Origin of the sequence: Pseudomonas orientalis (assembly GCF_002934065.1) — a bacterium.
Lineage (GTDB): Bacteria > Pseudomonadota > Gammaproteobacteria > Pseudomonadales > Pseudomonadaceae > Aquipseudomonas > Aquipseudomonas orientalis_A.
In genome coordinates this window covers 1,165,757-1,182,121 of record NZ_CP018049.1, presented here as the reverse complement: position 1 = coordinate 1,182,121, position 16,365 = coordinate 1,165,757, and the positions used below count along the sequence as shown (strand labels likewise).

14 protein-coding genes are annotated in these 16,365 nt (G+C 61.7%); 4 read left to right on the top strand and 10 right to left on the bottom strand.

Annotation, left to right across the window (positions count from 1 at the left end):
* Nucleotides 1–21: 21 nt before the first annotated feature.
* The 10 genes from tadA to lptF form a co-directional block, all read right to left on the bottom strand.
* On the bottom strand, nt 22–516 hold the full coding sequence (gene tadA, locus BOP93_RS05300) for a tRNA adenosine(34) deaminase TadA (protein WP_104501800.1): 495 nt from the start codon (nt 514–516) through the stop codon (nt 22–24).
* Nucleotides 516–1,898, bottom strand: coding sequence for a multicopper oxidase family protein (locus BOP93_RS05295; RefSeq protein WP_065885933.1), 1,383 nt, complete (start codon nt 1,896–1,898; stop codon nt 516–518). The genes tadA and BOP93_RS05295 overlap by 1 nt, the downstream gene beginning before the upstream one ends.
* Nucleotides 1,899–2,107: 209 nt before the next feature.
* Nucleotides 2,108–2,851 carry a pyridoxine 5'-phosphate synthase gene (gene pdxJ / locus BOP93_RS05290; RefSeq protein WP_104501799.1) on the bottom strand — a complete coding sequence of 248 codons (744 nt, stop codon included), beginning with the start codon at nt 2,849–2,851 and terminating at the stop codon, nt 2,108–2,110.
* Nucleotides 2,852–2,902: 51 nt separating this feature from the next.
* Nucleotides 2,903–3,592: a DNA repair protein RecO gene (gene recO / locus BOP93_RS05285; protein ID WP_104501798.1), complete on the bottom strand. Its 690-nt coding sequence runs from the start codon at nt 3,590–3,592 to the stop codon at nt 2,903–2,905.
* A gap of 141 nt (nt 3,593–3,733) precedes the next feature.
* Nucleotides 3,734–4,636, bottom strand: coding sequence for a GTPase Era (gene era, locus BOP93_RS05280; RefSeq protein ID WP_005785147.1), 903 nt, complete (start codon nt 4,634–4,636; stop codon nt 3,734–3,736).
* Nucleotides 4,629–5,318 (bottom strand): ribonuclease III, encoded by a 690-nt coding sequence (gene rnc / locus BOP93_RS05275; RefSeq protein WP_003188856.1) that lies wholly within the window; start codon nt 5,316–5,318, stop codon nt 4,629–4,631. Before rnc ends, era begins: the two co-directional genes overlap by 8 nt.
* Before the next feature lie 147 nt (nt 5,319–5,465).
* Nucleotides 5,466–6,320, bottom strand: coding sequence for a signal peptidase I (gene lepB, locus BOP93_RS05270; RefSeq protein WP_104501797.1), 855 nt, complete (start codon nt 6,318–6,320; stop codon nt 5,466–5,468).
* Nucleotides 6,321–6,325: 5 nt separating this feature from the next.
* Nucleotides 6,326–8,125: a translation elongation factor 4 gene (gene lepA / locus BOP93_RS05265; RefSeq protein ID WP_003210439.1), complete on the bottom strand. Its 1,800-nt coding sequence runs from the start codon at nt 8,123–8,125 to the stop codon at nt 6,326–6,328.
* Between the two features lie 256 nt (nt 8,126–8,381).
* Entirely contained in the window at nt 8,382–9,461 is a 1,080-nt protein-coding gene (lptG, locus tag BOP93_RS05260; RefSeq protein WP_057724724.1) for an LPS export ABC transporter permease LptG, read from the bottom strand.
* Complete coding sequence (gene lptF / locus BOP93_RS05255) at nt 9,454–10,572, bottom strand: LPS export ABC transporter permease LptF (protein ID WP_104501796.1); 1,119 nt, start codon at nt 10,570–10,572, stop codon at nt 9,454–9,456. The genes lptG and lptF overlap by 8 nt, the downstream gene beginning before the upstream one ends.
* Before the next feature lie 285 nt (nt 10,573–10,857).
* Here lptF and BOP93_RS05250 point away from each other — a divergent pair, with 285 nt between their 5' ends.
* The 4 genes from BOP93_RS05250 to BOP93_RS05235 all read left to right on the top strand — a co-directional run bounded on the left by BOP93_RS05250 (nt 10,858) and on the right by BOP93_RS05235 (nt 16,365).
* Nucleotides 10,858–12,348, top strand: coding sequence for a leucyl aminopeptidase (locus tag BOP93_RS05250; RefSeq protein WP_104501795.1), 1,491 nt, complete (start codon nt 10,858–10,860; stop codon nt 12,346–12,348).
* 148 nt (nt 12,349–12,496) lie between these two features.
* On the top strand, nt 12,497–12,925 hold the full coding sequence (locus tag BOP93_RS05245; protein ID WP_104501794.1) for a DNA polymerase III subunit chi: 429 nt from the start codon (nt 12,497–12,499) through the stop codon (nt 12,923–12,925).
* A gap of 7 nt (nt 12,926–12,932) precedes the next feature.
* Nucleotides 12,933–13,307 carry a DNA polymerase III subunit chi gene (locus BOP93_RS05240; protein WP_104501793.1) on the top strand — a complete coding sequence of 125 codons (375 nt, stop codon included), beginning with the start codon at nt 12,933–12,935 and terminating at the stop codon, nt 13,305–13,307.
* Between the two features lie 211 nt (nt 13,308–13,518).
* A complete protein-coding gene (locus tag BOP93_RS05235) occupies nt 13,519–16,365 on the top strand; it encodes a valine--tRNA ligase (protein WP_104501792.1) in 2,847 nt (948 codons plus the stop codon).

The window sequence follows — 16,365 nt, the reverse complement described above, 5'->3', positions numbered from 1 at the left end:
ACATTTGATCACCTGTGTTGGCTAGATATGAGGCTTGGCGCGGCGAGCCTTGAAGAATTCACTCAACACTGTGCCGCACTCCTCGGCCAGCACCCCGCCTTCAAACAGGACCCGATGGTTGAGAAAACCCTGGGTAAAAAACTGCCCCTGGCTCTGCACGATCCCGGCCTTGGGCTCGAGTGCGCCATAGACCACCCGTGCAATACGCGAATGCACGATCAGGCCCGCGCACATGCTGCACGGTTCCAACGTCACATAGAGGGTGCTGCCCGGCAGGCGGTAATTGCTGACGGCGTGGGCAGCCGCGCGGATCGCGACCATCTCGGCATGGGCACTGGGGTCATTGCCGCTGATCGGGCAGTTGAAACCGCGGCCGATGATCTCACCGTCCTGCACCAGCACCGCGCCCACCGGCACTTCACCCAGCGCCGCGCCCTGGGCGGCGAGTACCAGGGCTTCGCGCATGAAGTCCTGGTCGCGGCTGCGGTCGATGATTGCCGGACGAACCTGGCGCATCACGCCACCTCGATGGCAGCCATCAGGCCGGTTTCCATATGGTCGATCACATGGCAGTGGAACATCCAGACCCCCGGGTTATCCGCCACCAGCGCTACACGGGCGCGTTCGTTCTTGCCCAAGAGATAGGTGTCGGTGAAATACGGGATGACCTTGTGGCGGTTCGACGCAATGACCTTGAAGCTCATGCCGTGCAGGTGGATCGGGTGCTGGTACTGGGTCATGTTCTTCAATTCGAAAATGTAGCTCTTGCCCTTCACGAGCTTGGCAATGGGGCGGTCGGCGCAGGTCTTGTCGGTGATGTCCCAGGCCTGGCCGTTGATCTGCCACAGGCTCGGCGGCTTGCCGTTGTCGACGTTGACCGACACCGAACCGACCCACTCGAAATTGAAGTTGAGTTTCTCGGCATTGGCCAGGTCCGGTTCGGCAACCGGGTTGGCCGGCAGTGCCGGGGGCCACTCGGTGGGCGCGTCGGTATTGGCCACCGAACGGAACGTGCCCAGGCGCACCGGGCCATTGCGGATCGACAGCTCTTCGCCGGCCGGCGGCGCCTTGATCGCCAGGCAGATACGCATGCCAGGGCCCAGCCAGTACTCCTTGCCCAGCGGGCGCGGCTCGATGGGGTTGCCGTCCAGCGCGTAGATCTGCGCGTCGACATCCGGAATGTTGATGCGATACGTCAGGGTGTTGTCGAGGTTGAGCAGGCGCACCCGGGTGATCTGCCCGGCCGGCAGGTCGATCACGGCCTGGGACACGCCATTGATGGTGGATAAACGCCCCGCCGTACCGCCACGCGCCGCCTCACGGGGAATGCTGAAGGCGACAAAGGCGCCCTCTTCGTCCACGTGCCAGCTTTTCAGGCTGAGGGTGCGTTCGTGCTTGAAACCGGTGGGTTCGCGCTCCTCGATGATCAGCGGTCCGACCAGGCCCCGGCCGAGTTCTTCGCTGCTGTTGACGTGGGGGTGATACCAGTAGCTGCCGGCGTCGGGCACACGGAACTTGTAGTCGAAGTATTCCCCCGGCAGGACCGGCAATTGCGAGACGTAGGGCACGCCGTCCATCTCCAGCGGCAGGCGGATGCCATGCCAGTGGATGGTGGTGGCGACCGGCAGGTGGTTGATAAAACGCACCCGCAGCCACTCGCCCTGGCGTACGCGCAGCTCGGTGCCGGGCGCCGAAGGGCCGAACGCCCAGGCCTGGGTGGTGTGGCCCGGCACCAATTCCACGTCCAGGGGCGCTGCGATCAACTCGTAATCGTGCCCCGCCTCGGATTCAGCGACCTTCCCCAGCCAATAGCGGTAGCCGCCACCGGCACCGACGCCCACTACGGCCAGGCCTGCAAGACCACCCAGGATTTGTCGACGGGAAAAGGATCGGGACACAACAACCTCACGTATCTGCCACAGGCACAGGGCCTGCAAAGGGCGGATACGATACACCCACAGGCGCTAAACAGTAAGGGTTCGCATGTGGGAGGGGGCTTGCCCCCGATAGCGGTGGGTCAGCAGCAGAGAAGTTGACTGACACACTGCCATCGGGGGCGAGCCCCCTCCCACATTTTGATCTGCATTGGGTCCTATAGGGTGTTCGCTCAGGCCCTGGCGGCCGCCAGGATCAGCGCCTTCATTTCGGCCACGGCGCCCTTGAAACCGACGAACAGCGCATGGGCCACCAGCGCATGGCCGATGTTCAGTTCGTTGATGCCCTTGATCGCCGCCACGGCTTCGACGTTGTGGTAGTGCAGGCCATGGCCGGCGTTGACGATCAGGCCTTCTTGAAGACCGCAGTTCACGCCATCGATGATGCGCTGCAGCTCGTCGGCGACTTCGCTCGGGGTGGTGGCATCGGCATAGCGACCGGTGTGCAGTTCGATGGCGGGGGCGCCGACGCGGCGTGAGGCCTGGATCTGACGCTCGTCGGCGTCGATGAACAGCGACACTTCGCTGCCGATTTTCGACAGGCGCTCCACGGCGGCCTTGATCCGTGCTTCCTGGCCGGCCACGTCGAGGCCGCCTTCGGTGGTCAGCTCCTGGCGGGTTTCCGGCACCAGGCAAATGTGCGCCGGGCGGATGCGCTCGGCGAACTGCATCATTTCTTCGGTGACGCCCATTTCGAAATTCATGCGGGTCTGCAGCACATCCTTGAGCAGCAGCACGTCGCGCTCCTGGATATGGCGGCGGTCTTCGCGCAGGTGCACGGTGATGCCGTCGGCGCCCGCTTCTTCGGCGTCCAGCGCGGCCTTGACCGGGTCCGGGTAACGGGTGCCCCGGGCCTGGCGCAGGGTGGCGACGTGGTCGATATTGACGCCAAGAAGAATGCGATTGCTGGTGGTCACGGAAGCGCTCCTGAAAAGGGAAAGAATCGGTGCACAGCATACACGGGGATATCAGGGCTTTCGAAACAACTCGCGACTGACCAGCGGCCGGCCACCCAGGTGCACAGCCAGGGCCTGGCGCATCAGGCGCTTGGCGGCGGACAAGGCACCGGGGGCCGTCCAGTCCGCTTCGCTCATGGCGAGCAACTCGGCGCCCTGGAACAGGCCGGGTTGCAACAGGTACACGCGCTCGAGGCCCGCGTCCACTTGCAGGCGATACAGGCCGTCGGCGGCGATTGGATCACCGTGCAGGTCGTTGGCCAGTTCAAAACCGTAGCCCAGGTCATCCAGCAGGCGCCACTCAAAGGCCCGCAGCAGCGGCTCCAGGGGGCGGCCTTCAGCGAGGGCGAGCAAGGTGGCGGCGTAGTGATCGAAGACGGCCGGGTGCGGGTCCTCGGCGGGCAGCAGGCGGATCAGCAATTCATTGAGGTAGAGCCCGCTGAACAGCGCATCGCCATTGAGCCAGGCGGACGTGCCGACGCTTTCCAGGCGGCCGACATTCTTCAGCTCGCCCTTGCCGCGAAACTCCACGTCCAGGGCCACGAACGGCCGCGCCAGCGTACCGGCCTTGCCCCTCGCGCTGCGCAGAACCGCGCGCAGACGGCCCTGGGGCGTGAGGAAGTCCACCAGGGCGCTGGTCTCACGGTAGGCGCGGCTGTGCAGCACATAGGCGAGCTGGCTGGGAGGCGGGGATTGGGACATGGGTTCTCGATCTTGAAAACAACATCAACCGAATGTGGGAGGGGGCTTGCCCCGATGGCAGTGTGTCAGTCACTTATCCATTAACTGATCCACCGCTATCGGGGGCAAGCCCCCTCCCACATTTTCTGACCCTGCGGTGTCTTACAGGTCGCCATAGCCCAGGGAGCGCAACGCGCGCTCATCATCGGACCAGCCACCCTTAACCTTCACCCACAGGTTGAGCATGATCTTGGAATCGAACAGCAATTCCATGTCCTTGCGCGCCTCGGTGCCGATGCGCTTGATGCGCTCGCCCTTGTCGCCAATGATGATTTTTTTCTGGCCGTCACGCTCAACGAGGATCAACGCATGGATGTGCAGGGTTTTGCCCTGCTGCTTGAACTCTTCGATTTCAACGGTGATCTGGTACGGCAGCTCGGCGCCCATCTGGCGCATGATTTTCTCGCGCACCAGTTCCGCAGCAAGGAAGCGGCTGCTGCGGTCGGTGATCTGGTCTTCCGGGAAGAAGTGCTCGTTCTCCGGCAGGTAGCCGGCAATCACGCGCTCCAGGGCTTCGAGGTTGTGGCCGTGCTGCGCCGAGATCGGCATGATCTGGGCATTCGGCAGTTGTTCCTGCAGCCAGGTCAGGTGCGGCATCAGTTCGGCTTTGTCTTCGATACGGTCGGTCTTGTTCAGCGCGACGATCAACGGGCCGGTGACGTACTGCACGCGCTCCAGAACCATCTGGTCTTCGTCGGTCCACTTGGTGCGGTCGACCACGAAAATCACCACGTCGACGTCTTTCAACGCCGCCGAAGCGGTCTTGTTCATGTAGCGGTTAAGCGCCTTTTCACCGCCCTTGTGCATGCCGGGGGTGTCGACGTAGACCGCTTGCACGTTGCCTTCGGTCTTGATGCCCAGCATGTTGTGGCGGGTGGTCTGCGGCTTGCGCGAGGTGATCGCGAGCTTCTGGCCGAGGATGTGGTTGAGCAGCGTGGACTTGCCCACGTTGGGGCGGCCGACGATGGCAACATAGCCACAGCGTGTTGCGGTTGAATCAGTCATGGCCATTCTCCACGCCCAGGGCAATCAGTGCTGCAGCGGCCGCTACCTGTTCGGCAATACGACGGCTCACACCCTGACCTCGGCTTTTTTCGTTCAGTAAGGTGATTTCACATTCCACGAAGAACACGCGGCAATGCGGCTCACCCTGGATATCCACCACTTCGTAGCGTGGCAGTTCGCAACCGCGCGACTGCAGGTATTCCTGCAGGCGGGTCTTGGGGTCCTTGTTGGTGTCGACCAGCGTCAGGCTTTCGATTTCCGAAGCCAGCCAGGCGACCACGCGCTCCTTGGCCGTCTCCATCCCTGCATCGAGGTAGATCGCACCGATCAAGGCTTCCAGGGCATCAGCCAGGATCGACTCGCGACGGAAACCGCCGCTTTTCAACTCTCCGGAACCGAGGCGCAGGTACTCGCCCAGGCCGAAACCGCGAGCCAGCACGGCCAGGGTCTCGCCTTTCACAAGGCGTGCGCGCAGGCGCGACAGCTGGCCTTCGCGCGCTTGAGGGAAACGCTCGAACAGCGCCTCACCGGCGGCGAAATTGAGAATGGCGTCACCGAGGAATTCCAGGCGCTCGTTATTGCGCCCTGCAAAGCTGCGGTGTGTGAGGGCAAGGACCATCAATTCCTGGTCCTTGAAGGTGTAGCCGAGCTGGCGCTCGAGACGACTCAGAGAAACGGTCACGGTTTATCCATATCTAGTTGGTGGCACCGGCGGCCATCGACGATTGACGCAGTGTTCAAATTCAAATCCTGACTGGTGCCGCAGGGCGTCGGAAAATGTCCAAGCCCCAGAAAAGCATTCGGCGCTGTGTTCACAGCGCCGCCTGTATTACCTGATCAGCCCCACCCGCGAGAAGTTCGGCAGGTGGCTGAGCTTGGGTTCCGGCCAACTCATCCAAACCGCGAAGGCTTTGCCGACGATATTCTCGTCGGGCACCATGCCCAGCAGGTCCTTGGGAATATTGGGGTCGTCCCAGTAGCGGCTGTCGTTGGAGTTGTCGCGGTTGTCGCCCATCATGAAGTAGTGCCCGGCAGGCACTTTCCACTGGCCATCGGGCATCGCGCGGTAGCGGCTCATTTCCTTGCGGATCTGGTGCTCTACCGCACCGAGTTTTTCCTGGTACAGCTCGGCGCTGCCCAACGTGTTCGGCTCGGCGCCCAACAGTTTTTCGGCCACCGACTCACCGTTGATGAACAGGCGCTTGTCGCTGGTGTAGCGGATCACGTCGCCCGGCAGGCCGACCACACGCTTGATGTAGTTGACGTTCGGGTCGCTCGGGTAGCGGAACACCATCACATCACCGCGCTGCGGGTCACCGACCTCAATCACCTTCTTGTCGATCACCGGCAAGCGGATCCCGTAGGAAAACTTGTTCACCAGGATGAAGTCGCCGACGTCCAGGGTAGGTTTCATCGACCCCGAAGGGATCTGAAACGGCTCCACCAGGAACGAACGCAGCACCAGCACGATGAACAATACCGGGAAGAACGATTTGCCGTATTCAACCAGCAAAGGCTCTTTGTTCAGCTTCTCGACCACCACGGCATCAGGCTGGCTGACGCTGCCCTGATAGGACGCGATAGCCGCCCGCCGACGCGGGGCGAAGAACACCAGATCGAGCAACGCCAGGAAACCACAGACGGCAACGGCGATGACCAGCAACAGCGGGAAATTTAGCGACATAGGACCTAACTATCCAACCTGAGCACCGCAAGGAAGGCTTCTTGTGGAATTTCCACATTGCCCACTTGCTTCATGCGTTTTTTACCGGCCTTTTGCTTCTCAAGCAGCTTGCGCTTACGGCTGACGTCGCCACCGTAGCATTTGGCCAGTACGTTCTTTCTGAGTGCCTTGACGGAGGTCCGCGCAATGATCTGCCCGCCAATGGCGGCCTGGATCGCAACGTCGAACATCTGACGCGGAATCAGTTCTTTCATCTTCTCGGTCAACTGGCGACCTTTGTAGTGCGCATTGTCCTTGTGCACGATCAGTGCCAGGGCATCAACCTTGTCGCCGTTGATCAATACATCCAGCTTCACCAGATTAGCCGACTGGTAACGGTCGAAATGGTAGTCCAGCGAAGCATAGCCGCGACTGGTGGATTTGAGACGGTCGAAGAAGTCCAGGACCACTTCGTTCATCGGCAAATCGTAGGTCACTTGCACCTGGGTACCGAGGAACAGCATGTCGTGCTGCACGCCACGCTTTTCGATACACAGGGTGATGACGTTGCCCAGATGCTCCTGCGGCACCAGGATATTGGCGCGCACGATCGGCTCACGCATGTCTTCGATGGAAGACAGGTCTGGAAGCTTGGAGGGGTTGTCGACGTAAATCGTTTCACCGGTTTTCAGCGCCAGCTCGAAAATAACCGTTGGCGCGGTGGTGATCAGGTCCAGGTCGTATTCGCGCTCCAGGCGCTCCTGGATGATCTCCATGTGCAGCATGCCGAGGAACCCGCAGCGGAAACCGAAGCCCAGGGCGTCGGAGCTTTCCGGGGTGTACTGCAACGACGAGTCGTTGAGGGTCAGCTTTTGCAGGGCTTCGCGGAAGTCTTCGAAGTCGTCGGAGCTGACCGGGAACAGGCCGGCATAGACCTGCGGCTGAATGCGCTTGAAGCCTGGCAGTACGTCGACATCCGGCGTGGAGCTCAGGGTCAGGGTGTCACCGACCGGCGCACCGTGGATGTCCTTGATACCGGCGATGATGAAGCCTACTTCGCCGGCTTTCAGATCAGTGGTGGCGGTATGCTTGGGGTTGAACACGCCGACGCTGTCCACCAGGTGGATCTTGCCGGTGGACTTGACCAGGATCTTGTCGCCCTTCTTCACGCGGCCATGGCGCACGCGCACCAGGGAGACAACGCCCAGGTAGTTGTCGAACCAGGAGTCGATGATCAACGCTTGCAGCGGATCTTCGTAATTGCCGGTCGGCGCGGGGATGGTCTTGACCAGGCGCTCGAGCACTTCATCGACGCCCAGGCCGGTCTTGGCGCTGCACTCGACGGCGTCGGTGGCGTCAATGCCGATGATTTTTTCGATTTCTTCCTTGACGCGGTCCGGATCGGCCTGTGGCAGGTCGATCTTGTTCAGCACCGGCATCACTTCCAGGCCCTGCTCGATGGCGGTGTAGCAGTTGGCCACGGACTGGGCTTCTACGCCCTGCCCCGCGTCCACCACCAGCAGCGCGCCTTCGCAGGCGGCCAGGGAACGGCTGACTTCATAGGTGAAGTCGACGTGGCCCGGGGTGTCAATGAAGTTGAGCTGGTACTTGATACCGTCTTTGGCGGTGTAGTACAGGGTAACGCTGTGGGCCTTGATGGTGATCCCGCGCTCGCGTTCGAGGTCCATGGAGTCCAGGACCTGGGCTTCCATTTCACGCTCGGCAAGGCCGCCGCACATCTGGATGAATCGATCGGCCAGCGTCGACTTGCCATGGTCAATGTGGGCGATGATGGAGAAATTGCGGATATGACTCAAATCACTCACGGATCAACACTCAAAAAGGCTGCAGGCAGATTGCCCGCTGAAAAATAGCCGGGAATTGTACCTGATGCTCGGGCCAGACGTCATCTTTGCTGACGAACACAAAAAAGCCCCGTCTCCACGGGGCCCGATGTTGTAGGAGCGAGCTTGCTCGCGAAGATCGCCAACGATAATGCGCTCATCCTGGATGAACGCGGCGCTTTGCAGATTTTCGCGAGCAAGCTCGCTCCTACAGGGCGAGCATTTAGTGTGCGCGCAATCAGCCGGCTCGGCGCAACAACCAGAACCCGGCCACGGCGCAGATAAACGTCGGTACCAGCACCGCGAACAACGGCGAGAAACCGAATACCAGGCTCGACGGGCCCAGCAAATCCTGGGCGATACGGAAGGTAAAGCCCACCAGTACCCCGGTGAATACCCGCTGGCCGAGGGTCACGGAACGCAACGGGCCGAAGATGAAGGAGATCGCCATCAATACCAGCGCGGCGGTGACCACCGGTTGCAACACCTTGACCCAGAACGCCAGCCAGTAGCGGCCATTGTTCAGGCCCTGGTCCTTGAGGTAGTGGATATAGCTCCAGAGGCCCGAGATCGGCAGGGTTTCCGGGACCATGATCACCGTGTTGAGCAGCTCCGGCTTCAGCGCGATGTCCCAGGCCTGGGTAGGCGCATTGACCACTTCGGTACTGGCATTGACCCCCTGGCCCACGTTGTGGAACAGCGTGGTGGTGACGTCGGTCAGTTGCCATTGCGCGCCATCGTACTGCGCGCGCTTGGCGAAGCTGGAGCTGAGCATGTGTCGCTCTTTGTCAAACGTGTAGCGTGTGACCCCGATCAACAAGCCGCCGGGCTGCACAGCGTTGATGTGGATGAACTGGTCGCCCTGGCGGTGCCACAGGCCGTGCTTGGAGCTCTGCGCATCGCCCGAACCCTGGGCCAGGGCGCGATTGGCCTGGGCGGTGGCTTCGGACGGTGGCGCGACGTATTCGCCGATCAGCACGCTGCACGCCATCAGCAGCAGCATCGGCTTCATGACCGCCCAGACGATACGCCCGATGGACACGCCCGCCGCGCGCATGATGGTCAATTCGCTGTTGCTAGCCAGGGTGCCCAGGCCGATCAGGCAGCCGATCAGGCCGGCCATCGGCATCATGTCGTAGAGACGACGCGGCGCGGTCAGCGCCACGAAGCTCAGTACGTCGGTGACGGTATAGGTATCGGTGACGTTGCCCACTTCATCAATGAAGGCAAACAGCGAGGCCAGGCCCAGGATGATGCCCAATACCGCCAGGATGGCGATCAGTACGCTGCTACCAATGTAGCGATCGAGCTTAGCCACGAGCCAACTCCTTCAGGCCACGACGGCTCTTCATTTTCAAACGGATAGGCTCCCAGTAGAGCAGCCCCAGGCCAATCACCAGGAAAATCCCGTGCACCCACCACAGGCCCAGGGCGGGCGGCAACTTGCCCTTCTCCAGGGAGCCACGGGCGGAAATCAGGATGGTCAGGTAAGCCATATACAGCAGGATCGCCGGCAGCAGCTTGAGGAATCGGCCCTGGCGCGGGTTGACGCGCGACAGCGGCACCGCCATCAAGGTCACGATAAACACCAGCAGCGGCAGGGACAGGCGCCATTGCAGCTCGGCGATGGAGCGCAGTTCCTGGCTGCCGAACAGCGAGGCGGTGGGCAGCGCATCGCGGTCGGTGACCTCTTCGCTGATATCGGGTTTGGGCAGCATGACGCCGTAGGTGTCGTATTTGATCACGCGGTAATCGGCCAGGCCCGGGCTGCCATCGTAGCGATAGCCGTTATCCAGGATCAGGTAGCGGCTGCCGTCGGGGCGCACTTCCTGGCGGCCGCCGTCGGCCACCAGGATCGAGATGCCACGGTCTTTCTGGTCCTTGCCGAGGTTTTTCTGGGAAATGAACACACCGCTCAGGTTGGAGCGGTCTTCGGTCATTTCTTCGGTATAGGTCACCCGCGTACCGTCGTTGAGCGCCTGGAAACGCCCGGGTTCGAGGGTGTCGAACTCGGTCATCGCGTCCTGCTTGTTCAGCAGCAGCTGGAACTGCATCGCCCCTTGAGGCGCGAGGCTCAGGCTCAACCAGGCCACTACCAGGGCAACGCCGGCGGCCGGCACCATGGTCATCGCCAGCAGACGCTGCTGGCTCATACCGGTGGCGGACAGCACGGTCATCTCGCTTTCGAGATAAAGCCGGCCATATGCCAGCAGAATGCCAAGGAACAGGCCGAGCGGCAGGATCAGTTGCAAAAAGCCCGGCAGGCGAAAGCCCATGATCAGGAACAGCGAGCCCGGATCCAGGGCGCCGGAGGCAGCCTGCGCAAGGAATTTGACGAAACGACCACTCATGATGATGACCAGCAACACCGCACTCACGGCACTCAGGGTCAACAGGACTTCGCGGGATAGATAACGGAAGACGATCAAACCAGACACTCCAGGGTTGTCAGGCTAAGGCGGCCAAACAAGCAAGCATACCGAGTCGACCCGTTTATCACGGGTCGGCTAAAAAGATGGCGCATTATCCTGTGATTGACCGCGCCTGTCACTGCGCAACCTCATGCGCATGCACAAAGCGTGCTTCGAGGGTTGTCAGGCTTCGCCTGCGAGGTTCAAACTGCGGCCTTTGTCGCTGGCGGCTTACAAGGCTGCCGCGCTTTTAAAGCCTGGGTAAAAACGCCAGGCTCACCGACCTTTATAAGGGACCCGAAAATGGAATTGGTTGTAAAAAGCGTTAGCCCCGAAACGTTGAAAACCGCCACCCTCGTGGTCGCTGTTGGCGAAGGCCGCACACTCGGCGTTGCCGCCAAGCAACTGGATGAACTGAGCGGCGGCGCCATCAGCGCCGTGCTCAAGCGCGGCGACCTGGCCGGCAAAGTCGGCCAGAGCCTGCTGCTGCACAGCCTGCCGAACCTCAAGGCCGAGCGCGTGTTGCTGGTGGGCGTGGGCAATGACGCCGAACTGGGCGACCGTCCGTTTCGCAAGATCATCAGCGCCATCCTCACCACGCTTAAAGGCCTGGGCGGCAGCGACGCGGCACTGGCACTCGACGAAATCGTCATCAAGGGCCGTGACAGCTACGGCAAGACCCGCCTGCTGGCCGAAAGCCTGGTGGACGGCGGCTACGTCTTCGACCAGTTCAAGAGCCAGAAAGCCGACCCCCGTGCCCTGAAGAAAATCACCCTGCTGACCATCAAGGCCGCCCAGGCTGAAGTCGAGCGCGCCGTGACCCACGCCACCGCGATCGCCAACGGCATGTCGTTCACCCGCGACCTGGGCAACCTGCCGCCGAACATCTGCCACCCCACCTACCTGGGCGAACAGGCCAAGGCGCTGGGCAAGGAGTTCAAGGGCCTCAAGGTTGAAGTGCTGGACGAGAAGAAGATCAAGGAACTGGGCATGGGATCGTTCTATGCCGTGGGCCAGGGCAGCGACCAGCCGCCACGCCTGATCGTGATGCAATACAACGGCGGCAAGAAGTCCGAGAAGCCTTACGCCCTGGTCGGCAAAGGCATCACCTTCGACACCGGCGGCATCAGCCTCAAGCCGGGCGCCGGCATGGATGAGATGAAGTACGACATGGGCGGCGCCGCCAGCGTGTTCGGCACCCTGCGTGCCGTGCTGGAACTCAAGCTGCCGATCAATCTGGTGTGCATCCTGGCCTGCGCCGAGAACATGCCGAGCGGCGGCGCTGCCCGCCCAGGCGATATCGTCACTACCATGAGCGGCCAGACCGTGGAAATCCTCAATACCGACGCCGAAGGCCGCCTGGTGCTGTGCGACGCGCTGACCTACGCCGAACGCTTCAAGCCGCAGGCGGTGATCGACATCGCCACCCTGACCGGTGCCTGCGTGGTTGCCCTGGGCGCCCACACCTCGGGCCTGCTGGGCAACAACGACGAGCTGATCGAGCAACTGCTCAGCGCCGGCAAGGCTGCCGACGACCGCGCCTGGCAGCTGCCGCTGTTCGATGAGTACCAGGAGCAACTGGACAGCCCGTTCGCCGACATCGCCAACATCGGCGGCCCGAAAGCCGGCACCATCACCGCAGCCTGCTTCCTGTCGCGGTTCGCCAAGAACTTCAACTGGGCGCACCTGGACATCGCCGGCACTGCATGGACCAGCGGCGGCAAGGACAAAGGCGCCACCGGCCGTCCGGTGCCATTGCTGACCCAATACCTGCTGGACCGCGCCAAGGCCTAATCCCTGTAGGAGCAAGCTTGCTCGCGATGGTCGTTCACGATGACTCGGGAAACCAGGTTGATCGCGGCGACCTTGCGCTTTTCGCGAGCAAGCTCGCTCCTACAAATTCCGAGACGGTCATCGCGCCGTCCCGGTCTCAGGAACCGCAATGACCCAAGTCGACTTCTATATATTGCCCAGCGCCGACCCATCCGCGCGCCTGGACTTTGCCTGCAAGCTCACCGAAAAGGCCTGGCGCATGGGCCATCGCATTTACCTGCATTGCAGCGATGCCGCCCAACGCGAGGACCTCGATGGCCGCCTGTGGCGCTTCAAAGGCGAAAGCTTCGTACCTCACGGCCCCGCCGAATCGGAACCCGACGGCGTGGTAGTGCTGGGCCTGGGTGACAGTTGCGGCGACCACCATGACCTGCTGGTCAACCTTGACCTGAAGGTACCGGCCTTTGCCAAGGCTTTCGCCCGTGTGGCGGAAGTGGTGGTGGAAGACCCGGCTATTCGTCAGGCCGCGCGGGAGAGTTTCCGTTTCTACCGCGAACAGGGCTATCCTCTGCAGGACCACCGGCTACAACGACTTTGAGCACATGATGGACACGCCCAATCCGCTGAAAAAAGACGACCACCTGCTGGACGACCTCGAGTCGATCCGCCAGCTGCTGGGTGATGATGGCTTGCAACCGCCGCTGTTGACCGAAACGGCCGATGGCGAGATACAGATTCCGCTGTTGTTCGACATGGTCGGCAACAAGTCTGCTGCGCCGCAGCCAGCCATTGCAGAACCCGCCCCCGCTGCCGAAAAGGCCCCTGACGCCCTGCTGCTGCATCTGGACAACGAACTGCGCGCTGCCGCGCAATTGATCATGCAGGATGTGATCGATGATTTTTCGCCGCATATTGAAGCCGAGATCAAACGGCGAATGGATGCGCGGATGGAGCGGCTGCTGAGCCAGTACCAGTCTTAAGCCACACAGAGATCCCCTGTGGGAGGGGGCTTGCCCCCGATAGCGGTGAGTCAGCAGTCTATTTGAAGCTGACAGACCGCCATCGGGGGCAAGCCCCCTCCCACATTTGGTTGCATACACCTTAAGCCCTGTCTTCGCCTCGCCCTGCGCTCTATCCCCCGTTATACTTGCCGGCTTTCCTGAATAAATGCCAACTAGGGTCCCGCCGCGCATGGATAAGACCTACCAGCCCCACGCCATCGAAACTTCCTGGTACAACACCTGGGAGTCCGAGAACTATTTCGCCCCACAAGGTGCGGGCGACTCGTACACCATCATGATCCCGCCACCGAACGTCACTGGCAGCCTGCACATGGGCCATGGCTTCAACAATGCGATCATGGATGCATTGATCCGTTTCCGCCGTATGCAGGGTCGCAACACCCTCTGGCAACCGGGTACCGACCACGCCGGCATCGCCACTCAGATGCTGGTGGAGCGCCAACTGGAAGCCACCGGCCAGAGCCGTCATGACCTGGGCCGCGAGAAATTCCTGGAAAAAATCTGGGAATGGAAAGACCAGTCCGGCGGCAATATCAGCCGCCAGATCCGTCGCCTGGGTTCGTCCGTGGACTGGAGCCGCGAGCGCTTCACCATGGACGACGGGCTGTCGGAAGCCGTGAAGGAAGCCTTTGTGCGCCTGCATGAAGACGGCCTGATCTACCGCGGCAAGCGCCTGGTCAACTGGGACACCAAGCTGCACACGGCGATCTCCGACCTCGAGGTGGAAAACCACGACGAGAAAGGCTTCCTGTGGAACCTCAAGTACCCGCTGGCCGATGGTGCCAGGACTGCTGAGGGCAACGACTACCTGATCGTCGCCACCACCCGTCCGGAAACCATGCTGGGTGACGCCGCCGTCGCGGTTAACCCGAATGACGAGCGCTATCAGGCACTGATCGGCAAGTTCGTCGAGCTGCCATTGGTCGGCCGTCGCATCCCGATTATCGCCGACGACTACTGCGACCCTGAATTCGGCACCGGCTGCGTGAAAATCACCCCGGCCCACGATTTCAACGACTACGAAGTCGGCAAGCGCCACAACCTGCCGCTGCTGAACATCTTCGACAAGAATGCCGCCGTATTGCCGGCCTGCCAGGTGTTCAACCTGGACGGCACGCTGAACGACAGCGTCGACGGCAAGGTCCCGGCCGAATATGCCGGCCTGGACCGCTTCGAAGCGCGCAAGCAGATCGTTGCCGCCTTCGACGCTGCCGGTTTGCTGGTGAGCGTTGATGACCACGGCCTGAAAGTACCGAAGGGCGACCGCTCCGGCACCGTGATCGAGCCGTGGCTGACCGACCAGTGGTACGTGTCCACCAAGCCGCTGGCCGAGCCTGCCATTGCCGCCGTGGAAGACGGCCGCATCCAGTTCGTGCCGAAACAGTACGAAAACATGTACTTCTCGTGGATGCGCGACATCCAGGACTGGTGCATCAGCCGTCAGCTGTGGTGGGGCCACCGTATTCCGGCCTGGTACGACGAATCGGGCAAGGTGTATGTAGGCCGCGACGAAGCCGAAGTGCGCGCCAAGCACAACCTCGGTGCCGACATCGCCCTGCAACAGGACAACGACGTACTGGACACCTGGTTCAGTTCGGGCCTGTGGACCTTCTCGACGTTGGGCTGGCCGCAGCAGACCGAGTTCCTGAAGAAATTCCACTCCACCGACGTGCTGGTCACCGGCTTCGACATCATTTTCTTCTGGGTTGCCCGGATGATCATGCTCACCATGCATTTGGTGAAGAACGAAGACGGCACCCCGCAGGTACCGTTCAAGACCGTGTACGTGCACGGCCTGGTTCGCGATGGCCAGGGCCAGAAAATGTCCAAGTCCAAGGGCAACGTCCTGGACCCGCTGGACATCATCGACGGCATCGACCTGGAAACCCTGGTGCAGAAACGCACCTCGGGCCTGATGCAGCCGAAACTGGCGAAAAAGATCGAAAAGCAGACCCGCGACGAATTCGCCGACGGCATCGCCAGCTACGGCACCGACGCCCTGCGCTTCACTTTCTGCTCGCTGGCCTCCACCGGTCGCGACATCAAGTTCGACATGGGCCGCGTCGAAGGCTATCGCAACTTCTGCAACAAGATCTGGAACGCCGCACGCTACGTGCTGGATAAAGGCGAAGACTGCGGCCAGAACGGCGAAGCCTTCGAACTGAGCCTGGCCGACCGCTGGATCATTTCGCAGCTGCAGCGCACCGAAGCCGAAGTGACCCGCCAGCTCGACCAGTTCCGTTTCGACCTGGCCGCCCAGGCCTTGTACGAGTTCATCTGGAACCAGTATTGCGACTGGTACCTGGAACTGTCCAAGCCGGTGCTGTGGGACGAAAACGCGCCCGTCGAACGCCAGCGCGGCACCCGTCGCACCCTGGTGCGCGTGCTGGAAGTGGCATTGCGCCTTGCGCATCCGTTCATGCCGTTCATCACCGAAGAAATCTGGCAGCGCCTGGCGCCGCTGGCCGGTATCGAAGGCAAGACCATCATGCTGCAGCCTTGGCCGGTGGCCAATGAAGCCCGTATCGATGAGGCCGCCGAAAGCGATATCGAATGGCTCAAGACCCTGATGCTCGGCACGCGCAACATCCGCGCCGAGATGAACATCGGTCCGGGCAAGCCGCTGGCGGTGTTCGTCAAGAACGCCAGTGCCGAAGACCAGCGTCGCCTCAGCGAAAACGATGCGCTGCTCAAGAAGCTGGCCAAGCTGGAGTCCATCACCGTATTGGCCGATGGCGCCGAAGCACCGCTGTCCGCCACTGCGCTGGTCGGCGATATGGAAGTGCTGGTGCCGATGGCCGGCCTGATCGATAAAGGCGCGGAACTGGCCCGTCTCGACAAGGAAATTGCGCGTCTGCAAGGCGAAGTGCAGCGCGTGGGCGGCAAGCTGTCCAACGCGGCGTTCGTCGACAAGGCGCCGGCGGAAGTGATCGAGAAAGAACGCGCCAAGTTGGCCGAGGCTGAACAGGCCTTGGGCAAGTTGGCGGAGCAGCATGCGCGGATTTCCAGCCTGTAA